The sequence below is a fragment of the Pseudomonas sp. Leaf127 genome, assembly GCF_001423155.1.
Classification (GTDB): Bacteria; Pseudomonadota; Gammaproteobacteria; order Pseudomonadales; family Pseudomonadaceae; genus Aquipseudomonas; species Aquipseudomonas ovata.
On record NZ_LMOA01000001.1, the window covers coordinates 226,211 to 249,696 of the forward strand.

Consider the following 23,486-nt stretch of genomic DNA (forward strand, 5'->3'; position numbering starts at 1 on the left):
TCCGCAGTGCAGCCGATAGGTGGCTCAGTACAGGAGATTTTGACCCATGCGTATCGTGATGCTTGTCGTATTGCTGGCTGCTGCCAGCGGTTGCACCCGTTGGGCCATGAATTCCAACCTCGACGACGCCTACGTCGCCTACGAGCGCGGCGACTGCGAACGGGTCATGCTGTTGCTTTCAAGGGTCGACCGGCAAAGCCGTTCGCGCCGCTATGTACAGCCGGAAGTGACGATGCTGCGCGGCCAGTGCCTGGAGCGGCAGAAGCTGTTCGTCGATGCGGCACAGACCTATATGTTCCTGGTCAATCAGTTCCCCGGCCATGAATATGCGTACCGGGCGCGAGCGCGCCTTGATACGCTGGCGCAATTGGGCCACTACCCGCCGCGGTCACCGGCAACGACTTTTCCTGCCTCACGCTAGTTACACCCGATTGGATGATTGGTAATGTAGTCGGGTGGATGTTCGCAAATATTGCGCTAGTCTGAGTGTTAACGGAATGAAAGGGCTGAAAAGCCCTGCATCCAGGGATTTTCGTGCGGCGGGCAGGTTTGCGTCTGCAGTGTTCCAGAATGTTGGCGTGACGACTTCCCGTGGTCATTGAAGGGGCTGCCAAGCTTATGGAAAGAAGAATAGAGCGACACCAATTGCAGTATTACCTTCAGGTCTTCAATCGGTACACCGACCGCCCCATGGGCTGCCTGGGCAATGTATCCGAAGACGGGTTGATGCTGATCAGCGATCTGCCGATGCTGGTGGGCGGACGCTTCGACCTGCGCCTCAAGGTGCCTCATGGCAATGACGGGTTTCGCGTGGTGGATGTCAGCGCCACCTGCCAGTGGTGCCACGAAGACGAAACACCGGGCTGCTACGATTCAGGGTTCCATGTGCAGGAAGCACCGGCCGAATACCTTGAGCTGATGCACAGCCTGCAGCATTACTTCAGCTTCTACCCGCTCGAAGCTTCGGCTTGAGGCGCAGGCAGGCCTGACACCAGGCCGGTTCACACCAGACCCTGGGGTCTGTACAAAAAGTCGGTGAGCGAAGGTCAGGCAAGGCAAAAAGCGGCGAGCAAGCGCAGTTGACACGTGTCAATGAGCATTGCGAGTCGCTTTTTAACGCCGCATGGCCCCAGATAGCGACCTGTCAGACGTGCGCCAAGTTCTTGAGGGCGTACATCGATCACCGTGATACCGAGTGCTGCCAGGCGTTCGTGAAGGTTATTGCGGGCCTCAATAAAATCCACCGCGCCACAATAGGCCAGCGCCTGTTCATGGCGTTGCACCGGGCTGTGGCGCAGCCGGTCGAGCACGTCCTCACGCAGGCTGGCCACCAGCACCCGATGCCGCAGGCTCAACTGCCGTGCCGCACTCAACAATTGCTCATCGTCTTCGTCGCGCAGGCTGGTCACCAGCACCACCAGGGCGCGGCGTTTCTGATGGGCCATCACGTGTTGTGCGGCGGCGCTGTAGTCGGCCGGTTGTTGCGTGCTCTGCAGATCGAAGACCGTGCCGAGCAACCGGTTCAATTGCCGATTGCCCTTTTGTGGCGGCAGGTAACGGTTCTGGTCGCCGGCAAAGGTCGACAGGCCCACGGCGTCGCCCTGGCGCAAGGCCACATGGCTCAGCAGCAGGCAGGCATTGAGGGCATGGTCGAAGTGCGCCAGCTCATCATCCTGGCTGCGCATGTGTCGGCCACAATCGAGCATCAACAGCAGTTGCTGGTCGCGTTCGTCCTGGTACTCCCGGGCAATCGGTGTGCGAAGCCGGGCCGTGGTCTTCCAGTCGATCTGGCGCAGGCTGTCGCCCTCGCGAAATTCACGCAACTGATGAAATTCCAGCCCCGGTCCACGACGCTGGTGCTGGCGCACACCGATCCGGCTCAGCCAGTGATCGATACCCAGCAGAGGCTCGTCGTGCAGACGAGCGAAGTCCGGGTAGACGCGCACACTGTCGTTCAGCGCCAGAACGCGCCGGGTTTCCCACAGGCGCAAGGGGCTGCACAGCATCACCTCACAGTGCTCGAACACAGAGTACCCGCGTTGCAGGGCGCGCAGCGGATAACTCAGGCGTGCCCGGGTGCCGGTCTCAAGCACCAGGCGTTGCGGCAGTTGCTCGAACGACAGCCCGGGCGGTGGATGATCGAAGACGCGCAGGTGCAGGGCGCGTGCAGCCTTGTGCTCCAGTGTCAGTTGCACCTCGCTCCAGCGGCCCAGTGCCAGGCTGGCGGGCAGGTGCCGCTGCAGGCGCGGTGAGGGCAAGCGCAGCACCAGCAGGGCATCGATCAGTGCCAGCCCGACAAGCGCCAGCAAGGCGCCCCAGGACAGTGGGGGGACCCAGGCCGGAATGTCGATCACCAGCGCCTCGAGCACGCCCGGTATCAGGGCGCTGACGGCCAGCAATGCTGTCCAGCCCAATAGCGCACCCGCAGGGCGCAAGTGCTGTTTCACAGGCGCGGCGCCGGAACCTGGTCGAACAGTTGCCTGAGCACCTGATCCACCGACAGCCCTTCGATGTCCAGCTCCGGCGTCAGGCGTACACGGTGACGCAGCACGGCCAGGGCGCACTGCCTGATGTCGTCGGGGGTAACGAACTCTGCGCCGCGCAGCAGTGCCCGCGCCCGTCCGCCACGCACCAGCGCAATCGAGGCCCGGGGGCCTGCGCCCAGTGCCAGCCCAGGCCAGCTGCGGGTTGCCCGCGCCAGGCGCACGGCGTATTCCAGCACCTGCTCGTCGATGGGCAGTTCGCTGGCGATGCGTTGCAGCGCCTGTACCTCGCGCGGCTGCATCACCACGCGCAAGGGCTGCACGTCGAGCATGTCGGCGCGGGTCGAGCGCGTCACTTGGCGCACCATCAGCAATTCTTCGTGGGCGGCCGGATAATCGATGTGCAGCTTGAGCATGAAGCGGTCCAGCTCGGCTTCCGGCAATGGATAGGTGCCTTCCTGCTCGATGGGGTTCTGGGTGGCCAGGACCATGAACGGCTGGGCGATGGGCAGTGTGCGGCCCTCAAGGGTAACCTGGCGCTCCTGCATGGCTTCGAGCAGGGCCGCCTGGGTCTTGGCCGGTGCGCGGTTGATTTCGTCGGCCAGCAGCAGGTGGGTGAACACCGGGCCCTTGCGCAGCTTGAATTGTTCGCTTTGCTGGTCGTAGACGGCATGCCCGGTCACGTCGCTGGGCATCAGGTCGGGCGTGAACTGGATGCGCGCAAACTCACCGCCGAAACAGCGCGCCAGGGCACGCACCAGTAACGTCTTGCCCAGCCCCGGCACGCCTTCGATCAACACATGCCCGGCACCGATCAGGGCGGTGAGCACATCATCGATGACTGCTTGCTGGCCGATCACGGCCTTTTGCAATTCCTGGCGCAGGCCTTGTGCCAACTGGCTGGCGCGCTGGCGCTGGCGTACCTGGTTATCGTCGGTCGGCGTCAGCTCCGGCGTGGCTGAAGGGACATCGGGAAACAGCGGTTCGCTGTACTCGCTCATAGGGCATTCCTGAGGGTTTGCAGGCGGGCGACCTGGCGGGTGAATTCGGCACTGGACAGGCGCTGCACCGGACGCGGATGCAGAGCCTCACCGATGACGCTGGTGGGTTGGCGGGTCAGGCGCGCCAGGACTTGCCATTGGTCGGCAACGCCCAGCGCTTCGAAACCGGGATGGCGCAGGCGCGCACGGCGCAGGATGTCCTGTTGCAGATGCTTCAACAGGGCCTGATGGCCATGGTGCCTGAACAAGAAGTCGGCACTGGCGCGCAAGTGTTCGGCCAGCTGTCGGCGGGCCAGCGGGGGCGGCGTCTGCAACGGGCCTTCGCGTCGCGCGACCCGCCAGAGCGCCAGCACCAGCAAGAGCGCCAGGCAGGTCAAGGCCAGGGGGAAGTGGCGCAGCAACAGCGTTATCAGGTTGTCATGCCCGGTGCCGCGCACCAGCGTGACCTGGCTGTCCTGGGTCAGGTACCACAGCAACCAGGCATTGTCGTGCCCGGCGATGGTGCTGTTCTGCCAGAGCCCGGCATCGGTCACGACCGTCACCAGGCCCTGGCCGTGCGCCAGTTGCAGCAGGTGGGTGGCCGATGCGCTGTTGGCCCAGTAGCGGGCATGGTCTTCAGGGTCTTCCAGGTGCCAGGTCGTATCGAACTCCAGATAGGCCGGCGCCTGCTCGTTCTCAAGGTACAGGCGGGTCAGCTCCGGCCAGCGCGGGCTGACAGGTTCTGGCGCGGCCAGGGGAATCGCGGGCACTGGCTGATCGGGCTCTGGCAGGTCGTGGGTCGACAGCCGGCGAATCTGCAGGCGGTCCAGCAGCAGGTCGCCGCTGCGTTGGGTCTGCTCGTTCCAGGTCTGCTCGGCGACCAGCACCAGATGCCCGCCTTTGTCTACCCAATCCAGCAGTTGTTCGACCTCGGCGGGCCGCATGTAGGTGCGCTTGTCGAGCAGCATCAGGGTCTGGCGCTGCGGACCCGGGTCGGGCAAGTCATTCCAGGTCGTGACCGTATGTACAGGGATCGAGCGTTCGCGCAGAAAGTACTCGGCGGCCAGCCAGGGATTTTGCCGGGCCTCGGGCGAAGGTCCTTGTTCGACCATTTCTTCGTAGCGCTCAAGCGGCGGCATCAACAGCACGATCAGCCCGGCCAGAAGGGCCATCAGCAAAAGGCCGAGCAACGGGTAGCGCCACTTCATGGGCGTGACCTGTGGTCGAACAGTTGCCGCCAGGTGTCACACAGGCGTTGCTGAACATCCGTGCCAGGCAGGCGATGACCGTAGGCGAGGTTTTGCCAATGGCCGGTCAGTTCCTGGCTGAATGCGCTCAAGGCCGGGTGATCGAGCCGGTTGATACGTTCAAGCACCTGTTCTTCGGTGTCGGCACCGCTGATGGGCAATTGGTAATCGCGGGCCACCCGACTGATGAGGGCCCGGTACAACAGGCCGAGGGCTTCACGCGGCTGGCTGGCCCACAAGGCCTGAACCTGGGTAGCAATGTCCTCGGGCAAGCACTCGGCCACCGGTGGCGTATCGAATGATGCAGGCGCTGTCGGGCGCACCGGGCGTTTGCGCATGCCGATTGGCACGACAAACAGCTGCATCCATTGGCGGTAGCGCCAGAGCACCAGCACCGACAGACTGATGGCCAGCCCCCAGAGCAGCACTTCAATCAGGCGGGCAATCAGGCTGGCCCCTTTGAGCAGCCCGTTCAGCCAGTCAGGGCCGGAACCTGAAGGGGGCTGAGCGGGCTCGGCTTCAGCCTGCGGTGATTCGGCCACTCGCCAGCCCGAGACGGTTTCAGGATTGCTGAAAGGCGGCGCTTGCAGAATCTGCTCGATCGTTTCACGCGATTGCTTGCTGGTCAGCGGCTGGTGGGTCAGGCGCGGACTGTCAGGCGTTGCTTCGGGCTCGACACTGGCGGCCCAGCCCGTGGCCGGCAGGCCGCACAGGATCAGGCTGGCGCCCAGTAGCAGGGCGCTGGCGCTACCGGCCAGGCGCTGGCGCAGGCGCCTGAACACCAGCTCGATGTCCCAGGCCTCCAGGCGCGTGCGCCGGTTAAGGTAAAGCGTGAAGCCGCAGGTGACATACACCGGTTCCCAGGCGATCAGCGCCAGCGCATAGAGCCCGTTGAGCAGGTGATCGAGCCATAGCGGCTGCCCGAAGCCCTGCAGCAGGCCGGTCCAGTCCACGTCATCCGTGAGCGGTGCCGGGATCAGGGCGTACAGCAGCAGGATCAGGCCGATATACAAAACCATTTCCAGGTGCATGCCCACCAGGGTCAGGCAGCGTGCGGCGCGCATGTCGGCCTGACAGAGTACGCCCAGGCGCCGGCGACGTTCATCACCGGCCAGGCCTTCGAGCTGCTGCACCGGCAGGGTGAAACTGCGCACCAGGCTCAGGCGCCGCCAGGTCAGGCTGGGCAGCCATTGGCGTCTGAGGGTTACCGGCCAGGCCTTGAGGGCTTGTCCGAGGGTCGGTGTCGCCCCGAACAGCGCCTGGGACACAATCAGCAGTGGCAGACGTTCATAGAGTGGCTTGAGCCACCAGAACATCACCATGACCGCGCCGGGATAGTCCCACAGCAGCGCACTGAGCAGCGCCAGCAATGGCAGGGTGACCAGCGCCCAGGAGGCCATGAGCAGGCCACGGTGCTCACGGGCCAGCAGGATGCCCAGGTCCAGGGCTTCCCAGGCAGGGCGGGGGCGCACCTCGATACTGGCGTCAGTCAGGCGCATGTGCAGTGCGTCCTGCCAGCAGCAGCCAGGCAGCCACCAGTGTCCATAAAAGCCCGCCCACCAGGTATTTGATCCACGGCGCCGGCCAGGCCATCGATGACCAGTAGGCCTCGATGAACGCAGCAATCAGCAGCATGGCAATCACCCCGCCCAGCAACTGCATGCTGGTCCGGCCGGCTTCGCGCAGAGCGTGGCTGCGGGTCAGCCTGCCCGGTGCCAGGATCGCCCAGCCCAGTTTCAGCCCGGCCGCGCCGGCCAGCGCGATGGCGGTCAGTTCAAAGGCACCATGGCCGACCACGAAGGTCCAGAACGTCTGGCCATAGCCCAGTTGCGTCAGGTAGCCGGCCACCGCACCCATCATCAGTCCGTTGTAAAGCAGGATGAACAGGCTGCCCAGCCCCAGTAGTACGCCGGTGGCATAGGTCTGAAAGGCAATGCCGATGTTGTTCATGATGTAGTAGCCGAACATCTCCCAGTCTGCGCTGGCGGAGCGCTCGGGCGCTCTGCCGATGTGCTCGGCATCAGGTGCGTACATGGCCTGCAAGCTGCTGACCTGGCCGGGACTGACGACGCTGTACACCAGCTCGGGCACCGCATGCACCAGCAGGCCCATGCCCAGCAGGCTGCCGAACAGCAGCAGGCCCGACACGGCCACGAAACGCCATTGGGCCCGGACCTGCCTTGGAAAACCGGCCAGCATGAAGACCAGCAATTGCGTCACGGCCGTGCCTTGATGGCGATACAGTTGCTGATGGCCGCGCATGGCCAGTTGTTGCAGCGAGTCGACCAGGAACGTGCTGTAGCCCCGGGCCTGGGCCAGCGCCAGATGCTGGCAGAGGCGCCGGTAGTCGCGGCTGAAGGTTTCGTGATTCAGCCTGTGCCGAGGGCGCGCTTCAGGCCACAGTGCCTTGCGTTTGCCGGGCGTGCGGCGACGGTGCTCAAGCCGGTCCAGTTGTTCGGCAAAGGCGTTCCAGTCGGCCTGGTAGCGGGATTCGAACTGGCGCTGTTTCATGCCGGGCCTACCAGGGTGCGTGCAATGCCGTAAAGCTGTGCCACGGCCTGGTCGGGATGCACACGCAACGGCCCGGCCAGGTGGGCGGCCAGTTCATGGATGCGGGCAGCGGACAGCTCGCCCTGGCGCTCGGCCAGTTCGAGAATGGCGCGCTGCTCTGGCAGGGTCAGGGCAAAGGGGGCCACCGCCGGCATGGCTTCAGGCAGCACCGGTCGCGACCGTGGCCGTTCGCGATAAATGACTTGCGTGCCGGCGGCGAGGTCGCCCAGGCGTTTGAACGAGGCGTGGTTGAGGCTGGCGACAGCGCCAAGGGCATAGCCGAACGGCAGCATGTCGATGGCCCGCAGCAAATTGCGGATCAGTGAGGATGACCAGCCCACCGGCGTGCCGTCGTCATGCACCACGCGCAGCCCCATCCACTGTTTGCCGGGCGTACGGCCCTGGTTGAGCACCTCGAACAGCACCGGGTACCACCAGTTGAGCATGAACAGGGCGATGGCGATCAGCCCCGCACCCAGTTGGTCAAGCAGCGAAAACCCGCCATAGATGCCCAGCAACAAGAGGCCGCGCAGGCCCAGGTCGAGGCTGAAGGCCAGGGCGCGCACCACCAGGCCGGCAGGGCGCAGGATCAGGTCGATGCCCTCGGGGGTCTCGATCCTGAGTCGGGTGTCCAGAGGAAGGGCCGGCCTTGTCGAATCTGCAAGCATGGTCATGGCACTTGGGGAGCGATAAGGGATGTTAGCACTGTGTATCCGTCAAGCGGGCTGCACAGACAGACCTTGCCCGATCCATGCAGCAACCACGCGCCAATTGGCTATTTGAAGCCGTCAGGTTCTACACTTCTCAGGTCTTCAGTTCAGGAACAGCCCGTGACTTCCAGCATCTTCTGGTACGACTACGAAACCACCGGCATCAATCCGCGCTGCGATCGTCCGTTGCAAATGGCCGGTATCCGTACCGACGCCGACCTCAATGAAATTGCCGCGCCCGTCAACCTCTATTGCCAGCCCGGCGACGATATCCTGCCGCATCCGATAGCGTGCCTGATCACCGGTATCACACCGGCACGGCTGGCGGAGCAGGGTATGTGCGAGGCTGACTTCATGCGTCTGGTGCATGCACAACTGGCTGCGCCTGGCACCTGCGGCGCGGGCTATAACACGCTGCGTTTCGACGACGAAGTGACCCGGTATAGCCTGTATCGCAATTTCTACGACCCTTACGGCCGTGAATGGCAGGGCGGCAACAGCCGTTGGGACCTGATCGATGTGGTGCGTGCCGCGTATGCATTGCGCCCCGATGGCATTGTCTGGCCCGAAGAGCAAGGGCGGGTCAGCCTCAAGCTTGAGCGCCTGACGGCCGCCAATGGTATCGATCATGGCCAGGCCCATGATGCATTGTCCGACGTGCGCGCCACCATCGCACTGGCACGCTTGATTCGTGACCGGCAACCCAAGCTCTACAATTACCTGTTCAACCTGCGTAACAAGCGCAAGGTGCAAGAGCAGATCACCTTGTTACAGCCGCTGGTGCACATCTCCGGGCGCTTTTCGGCGGCCCGGCACTATCTGGGCGTGGTCCTGCCGCTGGCCTGGCACCCGCATAACCGTAATGCCCTGATTGTCTGCGATCTGCACGCAGACCCTGGACCGTTGCTTGAGGAAGAGGCCGAGACCTTGCGCCAACGGTTATACACCCGGCACGAAGACCTGGCCGAGGGGACGCGGCCGGTGCCGCTGAAACTTGTGCATATCAATCGCTGCCCGGTGCTGGCGCCACTGAATGTTTTACGGCCGCAAGATCAACAGCGTTTGCAACTGGACATGACCACCGTGCACGCACGCGCCGCGTCATTGCAGCACAATCCGCAACTTTGGCAGGACCGTGTGCAGGCGGTGTATGGCAAGGAAGACTTCAGTGGGCATGAAGATCCTGAGCAACAGTTGTATGACGGTTTTATAGGCGAGCGCGACAGGCGCTTGTGCGAGCAAGTGCGCATGGCCGAACCCGAGCAACTGGCGCAACCGGTGTGGCCGTTCGATGACGGGCGCTTGCCTGAATTGCTGTTCCGCTATCGGGCGCGTAATTTTGCCGACACCTTGAATACGGCTGAACAACAACGCTGGCTGGATTTTTGTCGGGCCAGGCTGAGTCACGCGGAGTACGGCGCGCCGAATACTTTGCAAAGTTTTACCGCCGCCGTGGCCGAAGTATCGCCAAGTGCCAGTCCCGAGCAGCGTAAGGTCATTGGCCAGTGGCAGGATTATGTGCAGCAATTGCGTAATCGACTGGGGCTCTAGGGGGGGGCGCAGCGTTACATCGGTTGAGCCCGGGTGCGTGTTGAGGGCGGAATAACAAGGCCGGGGTTATCGTTCAATTTCATGCAAATAAAAAACGCCAGCAAGCTGGCGTTTTGAGGTGGACGGTGGGGATCAGCCCAGCAGCGTCGACCAGCTTTCAACTTCATCGCCACCCCAGCGGGCTTTCCACTCTTTCAGGGTCTTGTGATTGCCACCCTTGGTTTCGATGACTTCGCCGTTGTGCGGGTTCTTGTATTGCTTGACCTTGCGCGCGCGCTTGGTCGTGGTGGTTTTTACAGCGCCACGCGGTGCCTTGTTGATCTTGGCTTCCGGGTCGAGCAGGGCAATGATGTCGCGCAGCGACTTCTGGTACTCACCCATCAGGGCGCGCAGTTTGCCTTCGAACTCGAGCTCGGCTTGCAATTTGTCATCTTGGGACAGATTTTTCAAACGCGCCTGCAGCTCTTTGATAGCTTCTTCAGTGGCGCGATATTCGATGATCAGGGACATGAGTCATACCTAGGATGTGAGGGTTGCAGGGGACAGTGGGGGCAATAATAGTCAGGGTACTTGAGCAAGTAAACAGTATTTAAAGTTTTCTTTGAAGTGAGTCATGGATATACAGCGTTTGTACAGCATGACGGAACTAGCCGAGCGCTGCAATCGTACCTAATTATGTTGGTTGTGGCTGTACGAAATGCCGTTGCAATGGCCGTGCACGCCGGCATGAAAACCGCGTGTGACGACCGGTGCAATCGTTCTTAGTCTGCTTTATGTCGGATCACAAGATCCTGTTTAAGGATGTCCCTGAAATAGCCATATGTCGGAATTTAATGCGCGAAAATTCCTCATTGAGTGTCAGGCTTTTCCTTTTAGCTCTATGCGGCAAGCGCATTGACAAGATGAAATCCGAGGGATGAGGCCTTGTGCCATGTTTGAGTGGCTAAAAGGCATGACCGTACTACTGCAGTTTTGCAGCGCAGCAGCTAGAATGGCCGCCTTTATGGAGCTCTGGAGTTTTACCCATGCGCACTTTTCGCCTGGTGATCGCTTGCCCGGACCGGGTCGGCATCGTTGCCAAGGTCAGTAACTTTCTGGCGTCCTACAATGGGTGGATTACAGAATCGAGTCATCACTCTGACAACCTCAGTGGCTGGTTCTTCATGCGCCACGAAATTCGCGCCGATACGCTGCCCTTCGACCTGGACGGTTTTCGCCAGGCATTTGCGCCGATTGCCGAAGAATTCTCGATGGACTGGCGCATTACCGATTCCAGCCAGAAAAAGCGCGTGGTCCTGATGGCCAGTCGCGAATCGCACTGCCTGGCCGACCTGCTGCACCGCTGGCACAGTGAAGAACTGGACTGTGAGATCGCCTGCGTGATTTCCAACCACCAGGACCTGCGCAGCATGGTCGAGTGGCACAACATTCCCTACTACCATGTACCGGTCGACCCCAAGGACAAGCAGCCCGCGTTCGCCGAAGTGTCGCGCCTGGTAGGCGAGCACCAGGCCGATGTCGTGGTCCTGGCGCGCTACATGCAGATCCTGCCGCCGCAGTTGTGCCAGGACTATGCGCACCGGGTCATCAATATCCACCACAGCTTCCTGCCCTCGTTCGTGGGCGCCAAGCCTTACCATCAGGCTGCCCTGCGGGGTGTGAAACTGATCGGCGCCACGTGTCACTACGTCACCGAAGAGCTCGATGCCGGTCCCATCATCGAGCAGGACGTGGCCCGCATCAGCCATCGCGACAGCATCGAGACCACCGTTCGCCTGGGGCGTGACGTCGAGAAGCTGGTGCTGGCCCGTGGCCTGCGTGCGCACCTGGAAGACCGGGTCATGGTCCACGACAACAAGACCGTGGTCTTCGACTGATCCGGGCTGGCCCACCGCCGCGCGCTGCGCTACGGTGGGCCCTGTCGTCGCATCGGGAGACCGTCCATGAACGATCCGCTGGATAAAGCCACCTCCAAAGCCCCACCGGTGACCGGTGAGGGCTGCCTGAGCCGTTATGACCCGGACGCCCTGGGGCCGGAAGATGGCACCGACTTTCCGGACGCGGCCCGATTGTGGCGCCAGATTCAGGATTCGCAGCGCGACGACGGCGACCAACAGGCCTGAGTGGCCAGCCAGTCATGCTTGGTCAGCGGCTGGCGTCCTTCATCGAGCAGGCGTTCCAGCACCGTCAACCAGTACGTGCGCGCCAACGCATGCTGCATGTCCACCGGGTGCAGGCCCAGGCGGATGACGGGCGCCTGGCGCCATTGCCATTCATGACACCGCCCCACCAGCCATGACGCGCCTCGGCGCAATGAACTGCGCGCGCTCCAGACCAGGCCCGGTGCCGCAAAGCGCTTGAAATCAGGCAGCCGGTATAAGGCGTGCAGGTCGCTGGTGTACTGCAGCGGTCGCTGGGCCAGCGCCTGGCGGGTGCCGTCGCTCATCAGCCAGGCCGGGGCGACAAAACCGTAAAGAGGCCAGGCATACCGTTCGAACACGTCGATACCGGCATCCAGGCGCGCCAGCGCCTGTTGCCGGGTAAGGGGATAGAACTCGCCTTCATGGGTGTATAGCCGGCGCATGAAGCCGTCCACAGGGTGGCGTGGGGCAGGTGCATCATCGCAATGGTAGTAGCCGTGCAGCGCCAGTTCATCACCCAGCTCCAGGCGCTGGTGCAGCAGGTTCAGCAAGTGTGGATCGCGATCGAGCGCGTGGCGTTTGTGAAAGTCCGGCACCACCAGCCAGGTCACCGGCACCGGCCCGAGTGCATCGACGGCTGCGATGAAATCCCGGTAGAACTGCCAGCTGCAAGGGGCCACATCATGCAGGACCAGCAGCACGGCAGGCCGGGCCAGGGAGGCCGGTTCAGTCATGGGGCCTGGCCGGCAGGTGACCCAGGACGGTGCGGTAGTGGCCCAGCAGTCCGGCGACCACATTGTCCCAGCTGTAGCGCTGTTCGACATGGCGCCGGCCGGCCTGTCCCACGGCCCGGACATCCCGGCTGAACAGCTCACGCACTGCGCAGGCCATGGCGTGTGGCTGGTTGGCCTCGCACAGGACGCCGCAACTGGAAGGAATGATCTCGCTGAACGCCCCGGCGTCGACGGCCACCACGGCCGTGCCACAGGCCATGGCTTCGAGTACGACCAGGCCAAAGGTCTCCTGGTCGCCGGCGTGCAGCAAGGCATCGGCACTGGCCAGCAGGCGCGCCACTTCGCCGGGCGGGCGGAAATGCCCGATTACCGAGACATTGTCCGGTCGATGGCTGGGCATGTGCGACCCCACCAGCAACAGGTGATAACCGGGTCCCAGGTGCTGCATGCAATGCAGCAATACGTGGAGGTTTTTTTCCCTGGAGCCGCGTCCGGCAAAGATCAGCAGCCGTGTATCGGGTCTCAGCCCCAGCACCTGTTTCAGGCACGGGTCGCAATGACGAGGATGAAAGGCTTGCAGGTCGACACCCAGCGGCTGTACATGCACCTGCTCCACGCCCATCGCCAGGAGCTTGTCGGCCATTGCCTGGCTGGGCGCCAGGACCCGGTCGAAGTGGCCATACAGCTTGCTGATATACGCCTGGGCGCTGCTGCCCATCCACTGCCCGATACGGTTGCTGACCAGCAAGGGCAGGTCGGAATGATAAAAACCGATGACCGGTACATCCAGTTGCCGGCGTGCATCCAGCGCCGCCCAGGCGGTCAGGTACGGGTCACCCACTTCGATAAGGTCTGGCTTGAGACCTTGCAAGGTGATACGCCAGGGGCTGACCCGCCAGGGAAAACGGTAGCCGTTGCCGAAGGGCAGTGGCGGGGCAGGCACCTGGTAGATGCCGTTGTGATGGCTGCTGCGTGCGCCCGGGATCAACAGGCTGTGATGTACCCCCGGATAACGCATCAGGCGACGATGCTTGGCGTCCAGGTAGGTGCGCACCCCGCCGCTGGCCGGGGCGTAGAACATGGTCATGTCGGCGATGTGCACGCGGCATGCTCCTGCGATGAGTGGCTCTCTAAAGAGGGATCACTGACAGCGTAGTTGTTCGTATCACCTTGCGACCGTCCGCCGGGTGGAAGGTCATGAGTCGGGTTTCGGGTGGAAACTGAGAAGTCCGATGCCAACCTGAAGAGGATTGACTCAATGGCGGACTCTCAAACAATTGTCCTGGGTGTAGACCCGGCGGCTCAACCGGTGGCCCAGGCGCTGCGGCTGGCCAACCGCCATGGCCTGGTCGCCGGTGCTACCGGGACGGGCAAGACGGTGACTTTGCAACGCCTGGCCGAAGCGTTCAGTGAGGCCGGAGTGGCAGTATTTGCCGCCGATATCAAGGGCGATCTCTGTGGCCTGGGCGCGGCTGGCGCCGTGCAGGGCAAGATTGCCGAGCGGCTGGCCGGCATGCCCTGGCTGAATCATCGACCCCAGGCTTATCCGGTCATCCTGTGGGACGTCGACGGCGTGTCCGGTCACCCACTGCGCACCACACTGAGTGAAATGGGCCCCTTGTTGCTGGGCAACCTGCTGGCCCTGACCGACAGCCAGCAGGCCGCGCTCTATGCGGCGTTCAAGGTGGCCGACCGTGAAGGCCTGTTGCTGTTGGACCTCAAGGACCTCAAGGCCCTGCTCGTTCATCTGCGCGATCATCCGCAACGGTTGGGCGAAGATGCGGCTCTGATGACCACCGGCTCCAGCCAGGCTTTGCAGCGTCGCCTGGCCGGGCTGGAGCAGCAGGGCGCGGCAGCACTGTTCGGTGAGCCTGCGGTGCAACTGCAGGACCTGTTGCAGCCGGCCAGCGACGGGCGAGGGCGTATTCATCTGCTGGACGCACGCCGTCTGGTGCACGAGGCGCCCAAGGTCTATGCCACCTTCCTGTTGTGGCTGCTGGCGGAGCTGTTCGAGCAGTTGCCCGAGCGTGGCGATGCCGACAAACCGTTACTGGCCTTGTTCTTCGATGAGGCGCACCTGCTGTTTGCCGATACGCCCAAGGCCTTGCAGGAACGGCTTGAACAGGTTGTGCGGCTGGTCCGGTCCAAGGGCGTGGGGGTGTATTTCGTGACCCAGTCGCCAAGCGACTTGCCCGATGACATCCTGGCGCAGTTGGGTTTGCGTATCCAGCATGGCCTGCGGGCCTTTACCGCACGCGAGCAGAAGGCGCTGCGCGCCGTGGCCGAAGGCTTCAGGGCCAACCCTGACTTCGATGCACGAGCGGTGTTGACCGAGCTGGGCATTGGCGAGGCGCTGGTCGGCACCCTTCAGGACAAAGGCACCCCGGCCAGGGTGCAGCGCGTGCTGATCGCCCCGCCGCAATCGCGCATCGGGCCGCTGAGCGAGGCCGAGCGTCGGGCATTGATCGCGGTGTCGCCGTTGGCAGGGCGTTATGACCAGCCTGTCGACCGCGAATCGGCCTACGAGATCCTGGCGGCGCGCACGCTTGCTGAGCCTGGGCCCCATCAGCCGCCCGGCCCGGCCGGGCCGCCGGAGGCCAGCCTGGGCGACAAGGCCGGTGACTTTCTCGGTGGCCTGGCCGGGCAGGCCATGAAAGGCGTCATGCGTCAGGCCGCCAGTCAGCTTGGACGGCAACTGGTGCGGGGATTGATGGGATCGTTGCTGGGCAGCAAGACACGCCGCCGATGAACAGACCCCAGGCACCGGCCCGGGGCTCATGCGCTCAGGACAGCGCCATGGACGCCAGCCAGAACAGGCCGGCTGACAGCGTGACCGTGGCCGGCAGGGTCAGTACCCAGGCCAGCAGGATGGTGCGGACCGTGCCGCCCTGCAGGCCGCTGCGGTTGGCGACCATGGTGCCCGCCACGCCTGAAGACAGGATATGCGTGGTCGACACCGGCAGGCTGAACACATTGGCCAGACCGATGGCCGTGGCTGTGGTGATCTGCGCCGACATGCCTTGGGCGTAGGTCATGCCCTGGCGGCCGATTTTCTCACCGATGGTCAGCACTACGCGTTTCCAGCCGACCATGGTACCGATGCCCAGGGCCAGGGCCACCGCGAGAATCACCCAGAACGGTGCGTACTCGGTGGTGGCGGTCAGGTCCTTGCGCAGCTTGTTCAGGTCGGATTTTTCGCGCGCGGCCAGGTCGGGCAGCTTGCTGACCTTGCGCGCCGTGTCGTCCAGGCACAGCAGGTAGCGGCGCACTTCAATGCGGTCTTCGGCGCTCAGGCCCTTGTAGTCGGTCACGCCTTGCAGTCTGGCGAGCAGGGCGTCGATGGTCGGCATGGTCTGCTTGGGATCGCACGCTGCAGTGGATGGCAGGTCGCCTGGCGCGGCCTTGCCCATGGCCAGGTATTCACCCAGCGTAGCGTTATTACGCTGGTAGAACTGGCTCAGGTGCAAGGTGGCATCGCGGGTGCGCTCGATCTGGTAGGTGGTGCTGTTCAGGTCGAGAACGAACTGGGCCGGCACGATACCGATCAGCACCAGCATGATCAGGCCGATGCCTTTCTGGCCATCGTTGGAGCCATGCACGAAGCTGACGGCCATTGCGGAAATGACCAGTACCAGACGATTCCAGAACGGCGGGTGCTTCTTGTCGTCGAGTGTGCGGCGCTGCTCCGGGGTCTTGTGCATCTTCGACAGCGGGCGCCACCACTTCAGCAACAGCAACAGCAGGCCGGCAATCAGGAAACCGCCCAGGGGCGAGAACACCAGCGAGGCACCGATATCGATTGCTTTCTGCCAGTTCACGCCTTCACTGACCGGAATGCCGTTGATCAGGGCGTTGGCCAGGCCCACGCCCAGGATCGAGCCGATCAACGTGTGCGAACTGGAGGCCGGAATACCGAAGTACCAGGTGCCCAGGTTCCAGGCGATGGCGGCCGTCAGCAATGAGAAGACCATGGCCAGCCCATGACCGGTATTGACGTTGATCAGCAGCTCGACCGGCAGCAGGTGCACGATCGCATAGGCCACGCCCACACCGCCGAGCAGCACCCCGAGGAAGTTGAAGACCCCCGAGGCAAACACCGCAAGATGCGGTGGCATGGCTTTGGTATAGATGACCGTCGCCACCGCGTTGGCCGTGTCGTGGAAGCCATTGATGAACTCGAACGATAGGACGAATGCCAGGGCGAGCAACAGGCTGACCAGCACCCATGCATCAAGCCCGCTGAATAAATCGATCATGTAGAATTTCTGACCCGTTCTTAAGGGGGCGGGATTATGACAGAAAAAATACACTTCCATATATCGACCGCTGATCGGTATCGATAATCAGTGGTTCGCAGGCATGGCGCAGCCGCCCCGAAAAGGGGAAGAAAACAACGTCAGGGGCGGTCGGGGGCTGCTGAAGTCGACGGTCACTCGTCGTCTTTAAGCTCTTTTTCCATTCGTTGCAGCTCTTGCTTGAACGCCTGGTCCTGCACTGTGGCACGCTTGCGCCAGGGTTTGCGCTCGGGCTCGGGCTGCGCGGCATAGGTGGTCACTTCGCCGCCGTAAACTTCTTTGTAGCGTTGTTCGTGGCGCTCAAGTTCCGCGCGCAGTTCATCTTTAGTCACGGGTGTTACCTGATCATATCCAAATGAGTTCCAGTGATAACGCCAGGCACTCCATGCGCGCACATTCACCTGATTGGCCGGGGAGCAGGGCAGACAATTCAGTCAGGCCCTGCGGATCATCCGGTACTTCAAGGTAATGCAAACACCTGCAGTGGCTCGCGGCTACGGGCACTGGAAAAAAACAGCTGTCGTAGCGACATTCGTATGGGGCAGCCACAATGCTGGACATTGCGGACGTTGACCAGACCTTGCATCGAGGTGAACGCAACAGGGCGTTGCGTGACGCATCGAAAAATGGCGATCGGCCCTGGCATGGCACGAAGGGCACAATCAGGACGCAAGGTATAACCGGCCAAGTGACCGCTACTATCTCCAAGAAGTACCGGGACGTCAACTACAGGAAACGCCCAATGTGCAGGGTATTGCCCTGACAGTTGCACGAGAAGTTTCAGCCATGAACAAATATGAAACATCTTTTTCCGGGCACAGCACGTTGAGCCCGCTAAGACATCGGGGCGATGCCGGGCTGTAGCAGTGAACAGGCAGACAGGCGTTGAACCACCCGGCAGGAAAAGCATGGCGGGCGTTGAAACGGCGACCGGTACTGACGGAAAAGCGGCAATAATAAAAACGGCCTTGCTTCGTGGACAAGGCCGTTGCCTTGGACTTCTCAGTGGGTACCTGACCAGGATTTCCAAGAAGCCACTTCATGGCAGGGGTAAAGGTATAAGTATATTTGTCAGGGGTCAATTGCGATTATCGGCCACTTGTTCGATAATCGCACGACCGGGCCGCCTCCATTGCGTCGCATACGGCCTGAACCTTTGAAATACAAGGTCTGCAAGGATAATGCTGAGGTGTGGTCATGAATGAAGAACTGCGTAATTCTTTTGTCTCGCTGGCGCCGCCCATCGTGGCGTCACCGGCCAAACGCATTCAAGCGCTGACCGGCGACCCGGACTTCATGACGTCACTGGCGCGTGGCCTGGCGGTCATTCATGCCTTTCAGGAACGCAAGCGGCACCTGACCATTGCCCAGATCAGCCATCGCACAGAAATTCCTCGCGCGGCCGTTCGCCGCTGCCTGCACACCCTGATCAAGCTCGGTTATGCGACCACCGACGGTCGTACCTATTCGCTGCTGCCCAAGGTCCTGACCCTGGGCCATGCCTATCTGTCGTCCACGCCGCTGGCGATGTCATCGCAGCCCTATCTTGACCGCATGAGCGACCAGTTGCATGAAGCCTGCAACATGGCCACGCTCGAAGGCGAGGACATCCTTTATATCGCCCGTTCCGCCACGACCCAGCGGCTGATCTCGGTCGACCTCTCGGTGGGCGGGCGCCTGCCTGCCTATTGCACCTCCATGGGGCGCATCCTGCTGGCGGCGCTGGACGACGTCACCCTGCGTGAATACCTCGACCATGTCGACATGCAGCCCAAGACCAGCCGCACCCTGCGCACCCCTGAAGCCCTGTTCGAATGCCTGCAACAAGTGCGTCAGCAAGGCTGGTGCATCGTCGATCAGGAGCTGGAGCAAGGCCTGCGCTCGATTGCCGTGCCGGTGTATGACGCCTCGGGGCAAGTGCTGGCGGCGCTCAACGTCAGCACCAGTGCCGCCCGTGTGGCCCGCAATGAACTGGAGCAGCGTTTTTTACCGATCATGCTCGAAGCCAGCCGCGAACTGAGTGCACAGATCTTTACCTGAATGCCTTGAAAACAGCCATTTGCACGCGCGGCGATCTTGTTCGATTATCGAACGAATAATCGATTATCGGATTGTTTGCTGCCCGGCTCACGCATAACCTCATGTTCATCGCGGCGCCAATCCAGTGCGTCGCTCATTTAACGTGACGTTGGGTTCGGGAGCACCTCATGGCTGAAATCATGTCTTTACGTGATGCGGTGAAACAACTGGTCAACGATGGCGACACCGTTGCGCTGGAAGGTTTCACGCATTTGATCCCCTCGGCCGCCGGCCATGAAATCATCCGTCAGGGCAAACGCGACCTGACCCTGGTGCGCATGACCCCGGACCTGATCTATGACCAGTTGATCGGCGCCGGCTGCGTCAAGCGCCTGATCTTTTCCTGGGGCGGCAACCCGGGTGTCGGTTCCCTGCACCGCCTGCGCGATGCCGTCGAGAAAAAATGGCCGCGCCCTCTGGAGCTGGAAGAACACAGCCACGCCGACCTGGCCAACGCCTATGTGGCCGGTGCCTCGGGCCTGCCGTTCGCGGTGCTGCGTGCCTATGCCGGCTCCGACCTGCCCAAGGTCAACCCGCTGATCAAGACCGTCACCTGCCCGTTTACCGGTGAAGTACTGGCGGCGGTACCGGCGGTACGCCCTGATGTGACCGTGATTCACGCCCAGAAGGCCGACCGCAAGGGCAACGTGCTGATCTGGGGCATCCTCGGCTCGCAGAAGGAAGCGGCCCTGGCGGCCAAGCGTTGCATCGTCACGGTCGAGGAAATCGTCGACGACCTGCAGGCACCAATGAACTCTTGCGTATTGCCGACCTGGGCCCTGAGCGCTGTGTGCGTGGTGCCTGGCGGCGCGCATCCCTCGTATGCCCATGGCTACTACGAGCGCGACAACCGCTTCTATCAGGACTGGGACCCGATTGCCCGTGATCGCGAGGGCTTCCAGGCCTGGATCAAGGAGTACATCGAGGACACGGCGGATTTCGCTGAATTCAAGAACAAGCTGGCCAGCGCTGCGGAGGCAAAGTAATGACTTACACCACCAGTGAAATGATGACCATCGCCGCCGCACGTCGTCTGCACAACGGCACGGTCTGCTTTGTGGGCATCGGCCTGCCGTCCAAGGCCGCCAACCTCGCCCGCCTGACCTCGGCGCCGGACGTGGTACTGATTTACGAATCGGGCCCGATCGGCGCCAAGCCGACCGTATTGCCGCTGTCGATCGGCGACGGTGAACTGGCCGAAACCGCCGACACCGTGGTGTCGACCAGCGAAATCTTCCGCTACTGGCTGCAAGGCGGCCGCGTTGACCTGGGCTTCCTGGGGGCCGCGCAGGTCGACCGCTTCGGCAACATCAACACCACCGTGGTCGGCGATTACCACAACCCCAAGGTGCGCCTGCCGGGTGCCGGTGGCGCACCGGAGATTGCCGGCTCTGCCAAGTCAGTGCTGATCATCCTCAAGCAGTCGCCACGTTCGTTCGTCGAGCGCCTGGACTTCATCACCTCGGTGGGCCATGGCGAAGGCGGCGACTCGCGCAAGCGTCTCGGCCTGCCGGGTGCCGGTCCTGTGGGCATTATCACCGACCTGTGCATCATGGAGCCGGAGGAGGGCAGCAACGAGTTCGTGGTCACTACGCTGCACCCTGGCGTCACCCGTGAACAAGTCACCGCCGCCACCGGCTGGCCAGTGCGCTTTGCCGAAAACGTAACCTGTTCCGCCGATCCGACCGAGGTTGAACTGACCGCGCTGCGTGATCTGGAAGCGCGTACTGCCGCCGCCCACGGTCAGGCACCAGGAGAAGCATGATGCGTGACGTCTTTATCTGCGATGCCATCCGCACCCCGATCGGCCGCTTCGGCGGTGGTTTGTCCGGCGTACGCGCCGATGACCTGGCCGCTGTGCCGATCAAGGCGCTGATCGAGCGCAACCCTTCGGTCAACTGGGCCGAAGTGGACGAAGTCTTCTACGGCTGCGCCAACCAGGCCGGCGAAGACAACCGCAACGTGGCGCGCATGGCCGCACTGCTGGCCGGCCTGCCGGCGAGCATTCCGGGTGTGACCCTCAACCGCCTGTGCGCCTCGGGCATGGACGCCATCGGCACGGCATTTCGTGCCATTGCTTCGGGCGAAATGGAGCTGGCCATTGCCGGCGGCGTCGAGTCGATGTCGCGTGCACCGTTCGTGATGGGCAAGGCTGATGCCGCGTTCTCGCGCAACATGAAACTGGAAGACACCACCATTGGCTGGCGCTTCATCAATCCGCTGATGAAAGCCCAGTATGGCGTTGATGCCATGCCGGAAACCGCTGACAACGTGGCCGATGACTACAAGGTGTCGCGCGCCGACCAGGATGCGTTTGCCCTGCGCAGCCAGCAGCGCACCGCCGCCGCCCAGGCTGCCGGTTTCTTTGCCGAAGAAATCGTGCCGGTGCGCGTGGCGCACAAGAAGGGTGAAACCATCGTCGACAAGGACGAACATCCGCGTGCCGACACCAGCCTGGAAACCCTGAGCAAGCTCAAGCCGGTCAACGGTGCGAACAAGACCGTGACCGCCGGCAACGCCTCGGGTGTCAACGACGGTGCCGCCGCGCTGATTCTGGCTTCGGCTGAAGCGGTCAAGAAACACGGCCTGACCCCGCGTGCACGGATTCTCGGCATGGCCAGCGCCGGTGTCGACCCGCGGGTCATGGGCATCGGTCCGGTGCCTGCTGTACGCAAGCTGGTCGAGCGCCTGGGTGTGGCCGTGACTGATTTCGATGTGATCGAACTCAACGAAGCTTTTGCCAGCCAGGGGCTTGCCGTGCTGCGCGAGCTGGGCCTGGCCGACGACGCGCCGCAGGTCAACCCGAACGGCGGCGCCATCGCCCTGGGCCATCCCTTGGGCATGAGCGGCGCACGGCTGGTGCTGACGGCCTTGCACCAACTGGAAAAAACCGGGGGCCGCAAGGGCTTGGCCACCATGTGCGTAGGCGTAGGCCAGGGCCTGGCGCTGGCCATCGAGCGTACCTGAGGGTTGTTCTGTCACTGTCCGGACCTGCCTCCACGAACGGGCAGGCCGGACGATTGCTTATCCGCTTTACCTCCTCTTCGCAGGCCTTGGCCTGCGTCTTTTTACCCGCGAAATGCCCCTCGTAAAGCGTCTACGTGGAACTTTCATTTCGGCAAGTGTGACCAATTGTTTCGCGATGGGGTTATCCTAGCGGGGTAATCGTGTCGATATCACACCAGGATGGGGGAGCAACAATGGCAACGACCACGCAGCCGCACTACACCGGTGAGGAGCGGCGCAAACGCATCTTCGCCATCGTCGGGGCCTCGTCAGGCAACCTTGTCGAGTGGTTCGACTTCTACATCTATGCCTTCTGCGCCATCTACTTTGCGCCTGCGTTCTTTCCCTCCGACGACCCTACCGTGCAGTTGCTCAACACCGCAGGCGTGTTCGCTGCCGGCTTTCTGATGCGGCCCATCGGCGGCTGGCTGTTTGGCCGGGTGGCCGACAAGCACGGGCGCAAGAGTTCGATGCTGATCTCGGTGAGCATGATGTGCTTCGGTTCGCTGGTGATCGCCTGCCTGCCCACTTACGCCAGCATCGGGGCCTGGGCGCCGGCGCTGCTGCTGGTGGCGCGCCTGATCCAGGGGCTGTCGGTAGGCGGCGAGTACGGCACCACCGCCACCTACATGAGTGAGGTGGCGCTGCGTGGCCAGCGTGGTTTTTTTGCTTCGTTCCAGTACGTGACCCTGATCGGCGGCCAGTTGCTGGCGGTGCTGACCGTGGTGATCCTGCAGCAGTTTCTGACCACCGAAGAGCTGCGTGACTATGGCTGGCGCATTCCGTTCGTGATCGGCGCCTGTGCGGCGATCATTGCCTTGTTCCTGCGTCGCAGCCTGGATGAGACCACCACCGCCGAAAGCCGCAAGGACAAGGACGCCGGCAGCGTGTCAGCCCTGTTCAAGCATCACAAGGCAGCGTTTATCACGGTGCTGGGCTACACCGCGGGTGGCTCGCTGATTTTCTATACCTTTACCACTTATATGCAGAAGTACCTGGTCAATACCGGCGGCATGCCGCCCAAGACGGCGAGCTACATCATGACCGGCGCCTTGTTCGTGTACATGTGCATGCAGCCGTTGTTCGGCATGCTGGCCGACCGTATCGGGCGGCGTAATTCGATGCTGTGGTTCGGCGCGCTGGGCACCTTGTGCACGTTTCCGATCCTGATGGCGCTCAAGACCGTGAGCAGTCCGTGGATGGCCTTTGTGCTGATCACGCTGGCGCTGGCGATCGTCAGTTTCTACACCTCAATCAGCGGCCTGGTAAAAGCCGAGATGTTTCCGCCGCAGGTGCGTGCGCTGGGTGTGGGCCTTGCGTATGCGGTGGCCAACGCGATGTTTGGTGGCTCGGCTGAATATGTGGCACTGAACCTGAAGAACATGGGGATGGAGAGCAATTTCTACTGGTACGTGACGGTGATGATGGCCGTGGCGTTCCTGTTCAGCCTGCGGCTGCCCAAGGAACCGGCTTATTTGCATCACGATCATTGATTGAGGCTGGTGGCTGAGGTTGTGTCGGGTTGAACGGAGTTCATGCCTGGCTCCAGACGATGGGAGGCGGCTTGCCGCTGTTGAGTTTTGTACGGTGTTGTCCGTGCTTGCTGTGACTGGCCCTTAGAGCGGTTCCGACCCTCTTCGGGCCGGGTTACTTTGTCTTGGCAAAGTAACCAAACCGCTGGCTCCTGGCTGGGCCCCTGCGGGGTTCCCT

General features: G+C 62.5%; 22 protein-coding genes. 11 read left to right on the top strand and 11 right to left on the bottom strand.

Translation table 11 applies throughout. From position 1 onward, the window contains the following. Nucleotides 1-46: 46 nt before the first annotated feature. Entirely contained in the window at nucleotides 47-421 is a 375-nt protein-coding gene (locus tag ASF84_RS01020) for a tetratricopeptide repeat protein (RefSeq protein WP_056834345.1), read from the top strand. 197 nt (nucleotides 422-618) lie between these two features. Continuing rightward, complete coding sequence (locus ASF84_RS01025; protein ID WP_056834347.1) at nucleotides 619-972, top strand: PilZ domain-containing protein; 354 nt, start codon at nucleotides 619-621, stop codon at nucleotides 970-972. A 74-nt stretch (nucleotides 973-1,046) separates the two neighbouring features. On the opposite strand, the gene ASF84_RS01030 is transcribed toward ASF84_RS01025, so the two are convergent. Genes ASF84_RS01030 through ASF84_RS01055 form a run of 6 tightly spaced genes read right to left on the bottom strand, consistent with a single transcriptional unit; the run spans nucleotide 1,047 to nucleotide 7,928 of the window. After that, entirely contained in the window at nucleotides 1,047-2,435 is a 1,389-nt protein-coding gene (locus ASF84_RS01030) for a DUF58 domain-containing protein (protein ID WP_056835306.1), read from the bottom strand. An 8-nt stretch (nucleotides 2,436-2,443) separates the two neighbouring features. Further along, nucleotides 2,444-3,484, bottom strand: a complete 1,041-nt coding sequence (locus ASF84_RS01035; protein ID WP_082481225.1) for an AAA family ATPase — start codon at nucleotides 3,482-3,484, stop codon at nucleotides 2,444-2,446. Next, nucleotides 3,481-4,671 (bottom strand): DUF4350 domain-containing protein, encoded by a 1,191-nt coding sequence (locus tag ASF84_RS01040; RefSeq protein ID WP_056834349.1) that lies wholly within the window; start codon nucleotides 4,669-4,671, stop codon nucleotides 3,481-3,483. Before ASF84_RS01040 ends, ASF84_RS01035 begins: the two co-directional genes overlap by 4 nt. Continuing rightward, nucleotides 4,668-6,209, bottom strand: a complete 1,542-nt coding sequence (locus ASF84_RS01045; RefSeq protein ID WP_056834351.1) for a DUF4129 domain-containing protein — start codon at nucleotides 6,207-6,209, stop codon at nucleotides 4,668-4,670. Before ASF84_RS01045 ends, ASF84_RS01040 begins: the two co-directional genes overlap by 4 nt. Continuing rightward, complete coding sequence (locus tag ASF84_RS01050; protein ID WP_056834354.1) at nucleotides 6,196-7,221, bottom strand: stage II sporulation protein M; 1,026 nt, start codon at nucleotides 7,219-7,221, stop codon at nucleotides 6,196-6,198. Before ASF84_RS01050 ends, ASF84_RS01045 begins: the two co-directional genes overlap by 14 nt. Continuing rightward, complete coding sequence (locus tag ASF84_RS01055) at nucleotides 7,218-7,928, bottom strand: RDD family protein (protein ID WP_082481228.1); 711 nt, start codon at nucleotides 7,926-7,928, stop codon at nucleotides 7,218-7,220. Before ASF84_RS01055 ends, ASF84_RS01050 begins: the two co-directional genes overlap by 4 nt. A 162-nt stretch (nucleotides 7,929-8,090) precedes the next feature. Between ASF84_RS01055 and sbcB the strand changes: the two genes are divergently transcribed. Next, entirely contained in the window at nucleotides 8,091-9,521 is a 1,431-nt protein-coding gene (sbcB, locus tag ASF84_RS01060) for an exodeoxyribonuclease I (RefSeq protein WP_056834358.1), read from the top strand. Nucleotides 9,522-9,653: 132 nt separating this feature from the next. On the opposite strand, the gene mvaT is transcribed toward sbcB, so the two are convergent. Next, the gene (gene mvaT / locus ASF84_RS01065) at nucleotides 9,654-10,031 is read right to left on the bottom strand and encodes a histone-like nucleoid-structuring protein MvaT (protein WP_056834360.1); all 378 of its coding nucleotides are present in this window, start codon (nucleotides 10,029-10,031) and stop codon (nucleotides 9,654-9,656) included. Nucleotides 10,032-10,546: 515 nt separating this feature from the next. Here mvaT and purU point away from each other — a divergent pair. Together purU and ASF84_RS01075 are read left to right on the top strand one after the other, a co-directional pair. Then, a complete protein-coding gene (purU, locus tag ASF84_RS01070) occupies nucleotides 10,547-11,398 on the top strand; it encodes a formyltetrahydrofolate deformylase (protein WP_056834363.1) in 852 nt (283 codons plus the stop codon). Nucleotides 11,399-11,464: 66 nt separating this feature from the next. Continuing rightward, nucleotides 11,465-11,644, top strand: a complete 180-nt coding sequence (locus tag ASF84_RS01075) for a hypothetical protein (RefSeq protein WP_056834364.1) — start codon at nucleotides 11,465-11,467, stop codon at nucleotides 11,642-11,644. Here ASF84_RS01075 and ASF84_RS01080 read toward each other — a convergent pair. Continuing rightward, complete coding sequence (locus tag ASF84_RS01080; RefSeq protein WP_056834366.1) at nucleotides 11,605-12,396, bottom strand: DUF2334 domain-containing protein; 792 nt, start codon at nucleotides 12,394-12,396, stop codon at nucleotides 11,605-11,607. The genes ASF84_RS01075 and ASF84_RS01080 overlap by 40 nt on opposite strands. Beyond that, nucleotides 12,389-13,498, bottom strand: coding sequence for a glycosyltransferase family 4 protein (locus ASF84_RS01085; RefSeq protein WP_056834368.1), 1,110 nt, complete (start codon nucleotides 13,496-13,498; stop codon nucleotides 12,389-12,391). Before ASF84_RS01085 ends, ASF84_RS01080 begins: the two co-directional genes overlap by 8 nt. Nucleotides 13,499-13,654: 156 nt before the next feature. On the opposite strand from ASF84_RS01085, the gene ASF84_RS01090 reads away from it, so the two are divergent. After that, nucleotides 13,655-15,145 (top strand): helicase HerA-like domain-containing protein, encoded by a 1,491-nt coding sequence (locus ASF84_RS01090; RefSeq protein ID WP_056835309.1) that lies wholly within the window; start codon nucleotides 13,655-13,657, stop codon nucleotides 15,143-15,145. A 34-nt stretch (nucleotides 15,146-15,179) separates the two neighbouring features. Here ASF84_RS01090 and ASF84_RS01095 read toward each other — a convergent pair whose 3' ends face one another. Together ASF84_RS01095 and ASF84_RS01100 are read right to left on the bottom strand one after the other, a co-directional pair. Beyond that, the gene (locus ASF84_RS01095; protein ID WP_056834369.1) at nucleotides 15,180-16,652 is read right to left on the bottom strand and encodes an inorganic phosphate transporter; all 1,473 of its coding nucleotides are present in this window, start codon (nucleotides 16,650-16,652) and stop codon (nucleotides 15,180-15,182) included. A gap of 173 nt (nucleotides 16,653-16,825) precedes the next feature. Then, on the bottom strand, nucleotides 16,826-17,023 hold the full coding sequence (locus tag ASF84_RS01100; protein ID WP_056834371.1) for a hypothetical protein: 198 nt from the start codon (nucleotides 17,021-17,023) through the stop codon (nucleotides 16,826-16,828). Between the two features lie 865 nt (nucleotides 17,024-17,888). Between ASF84_RS01100 and pcaR the strand changes: the two genes are divergently transcribed. The 5 genes from pcaR to ASF84_RS01125 all read left to right on the top strand — a co-directional run bounded on the left by pcaR (nucleotide 17,889) and on the right by ASF84_RS01125 (nucleotide 23,269). Further along, the gene (pcaR, locus tag ASF84_RS01105; protein WP_056834373.1) at nucleotides 17,889-18,731 is read left to right on the top strand and encodes a pca regulon transcriptional regulator PcaR; all 843 of its coding nucleotides are present in this window, start codon (nucleotides 17,889-17,891) and stop codon (nucleotides 18,729-18,731) included. A 167-nt stretch (nucleotides 18,732-18,898) separates the two neighbouring features. Continuing rightward, nucleotides 18,899-19,756 (top strand): CoA transferase subunit A, encoded by an 858-nt coding sequence (locus ASF84_RS01110; protein WP_056834376.1) that lies wholly within the window; start codon nucleotides 18,899-18,901, stop codon nucleotides 19,754-19,756. Beyond that, a complete protein-coding gene (locus ASF84_RS01115; protein ID WP_056834377.1) occupies nucleotides 19,756-20,535 on the top strand; it encodes a CoA-transferase subunit beta in 780 nt (259 codons plus the stop codon). Before ASF84_RS01110 ends, ASF84_RS01115 begins: the two co-directional genes overlap by 1 nt. Beyond that, on the top strand, nucleotides 20,532-21,737 hold the full coding sequence (pcaF, locus tag ASF84_RS01120; protein WP_177339438.1) for a 3-oxoadipyl-CoA thiolase: 1,206 nt from the start codon (nucleotides 20,532-20,534) through the stop codon (nucleotides 21,735-21,737). The genes ASF84_RS01115 and pcaF overlap by 4 nt, the downstream gene beginning before the upstream one ends. Before the next feature lie 233 nt (nucleotides 21,738-21,970). Then, the gene (locus tag ASF84_RS01125; protein ID WP_056834382.1) at nucleotides 21,971-23,269 is read left to right on the top strand and encodes an MFS family transporter; all 1,299 of its coding nucleotides are present in this window, start codon (nucleotides 21,971-21,973) and stop codon (nucleotides 23,267-23,269) included. Nucleotides 23,270-23,486 lie beyond the last annotated feature (217 nt).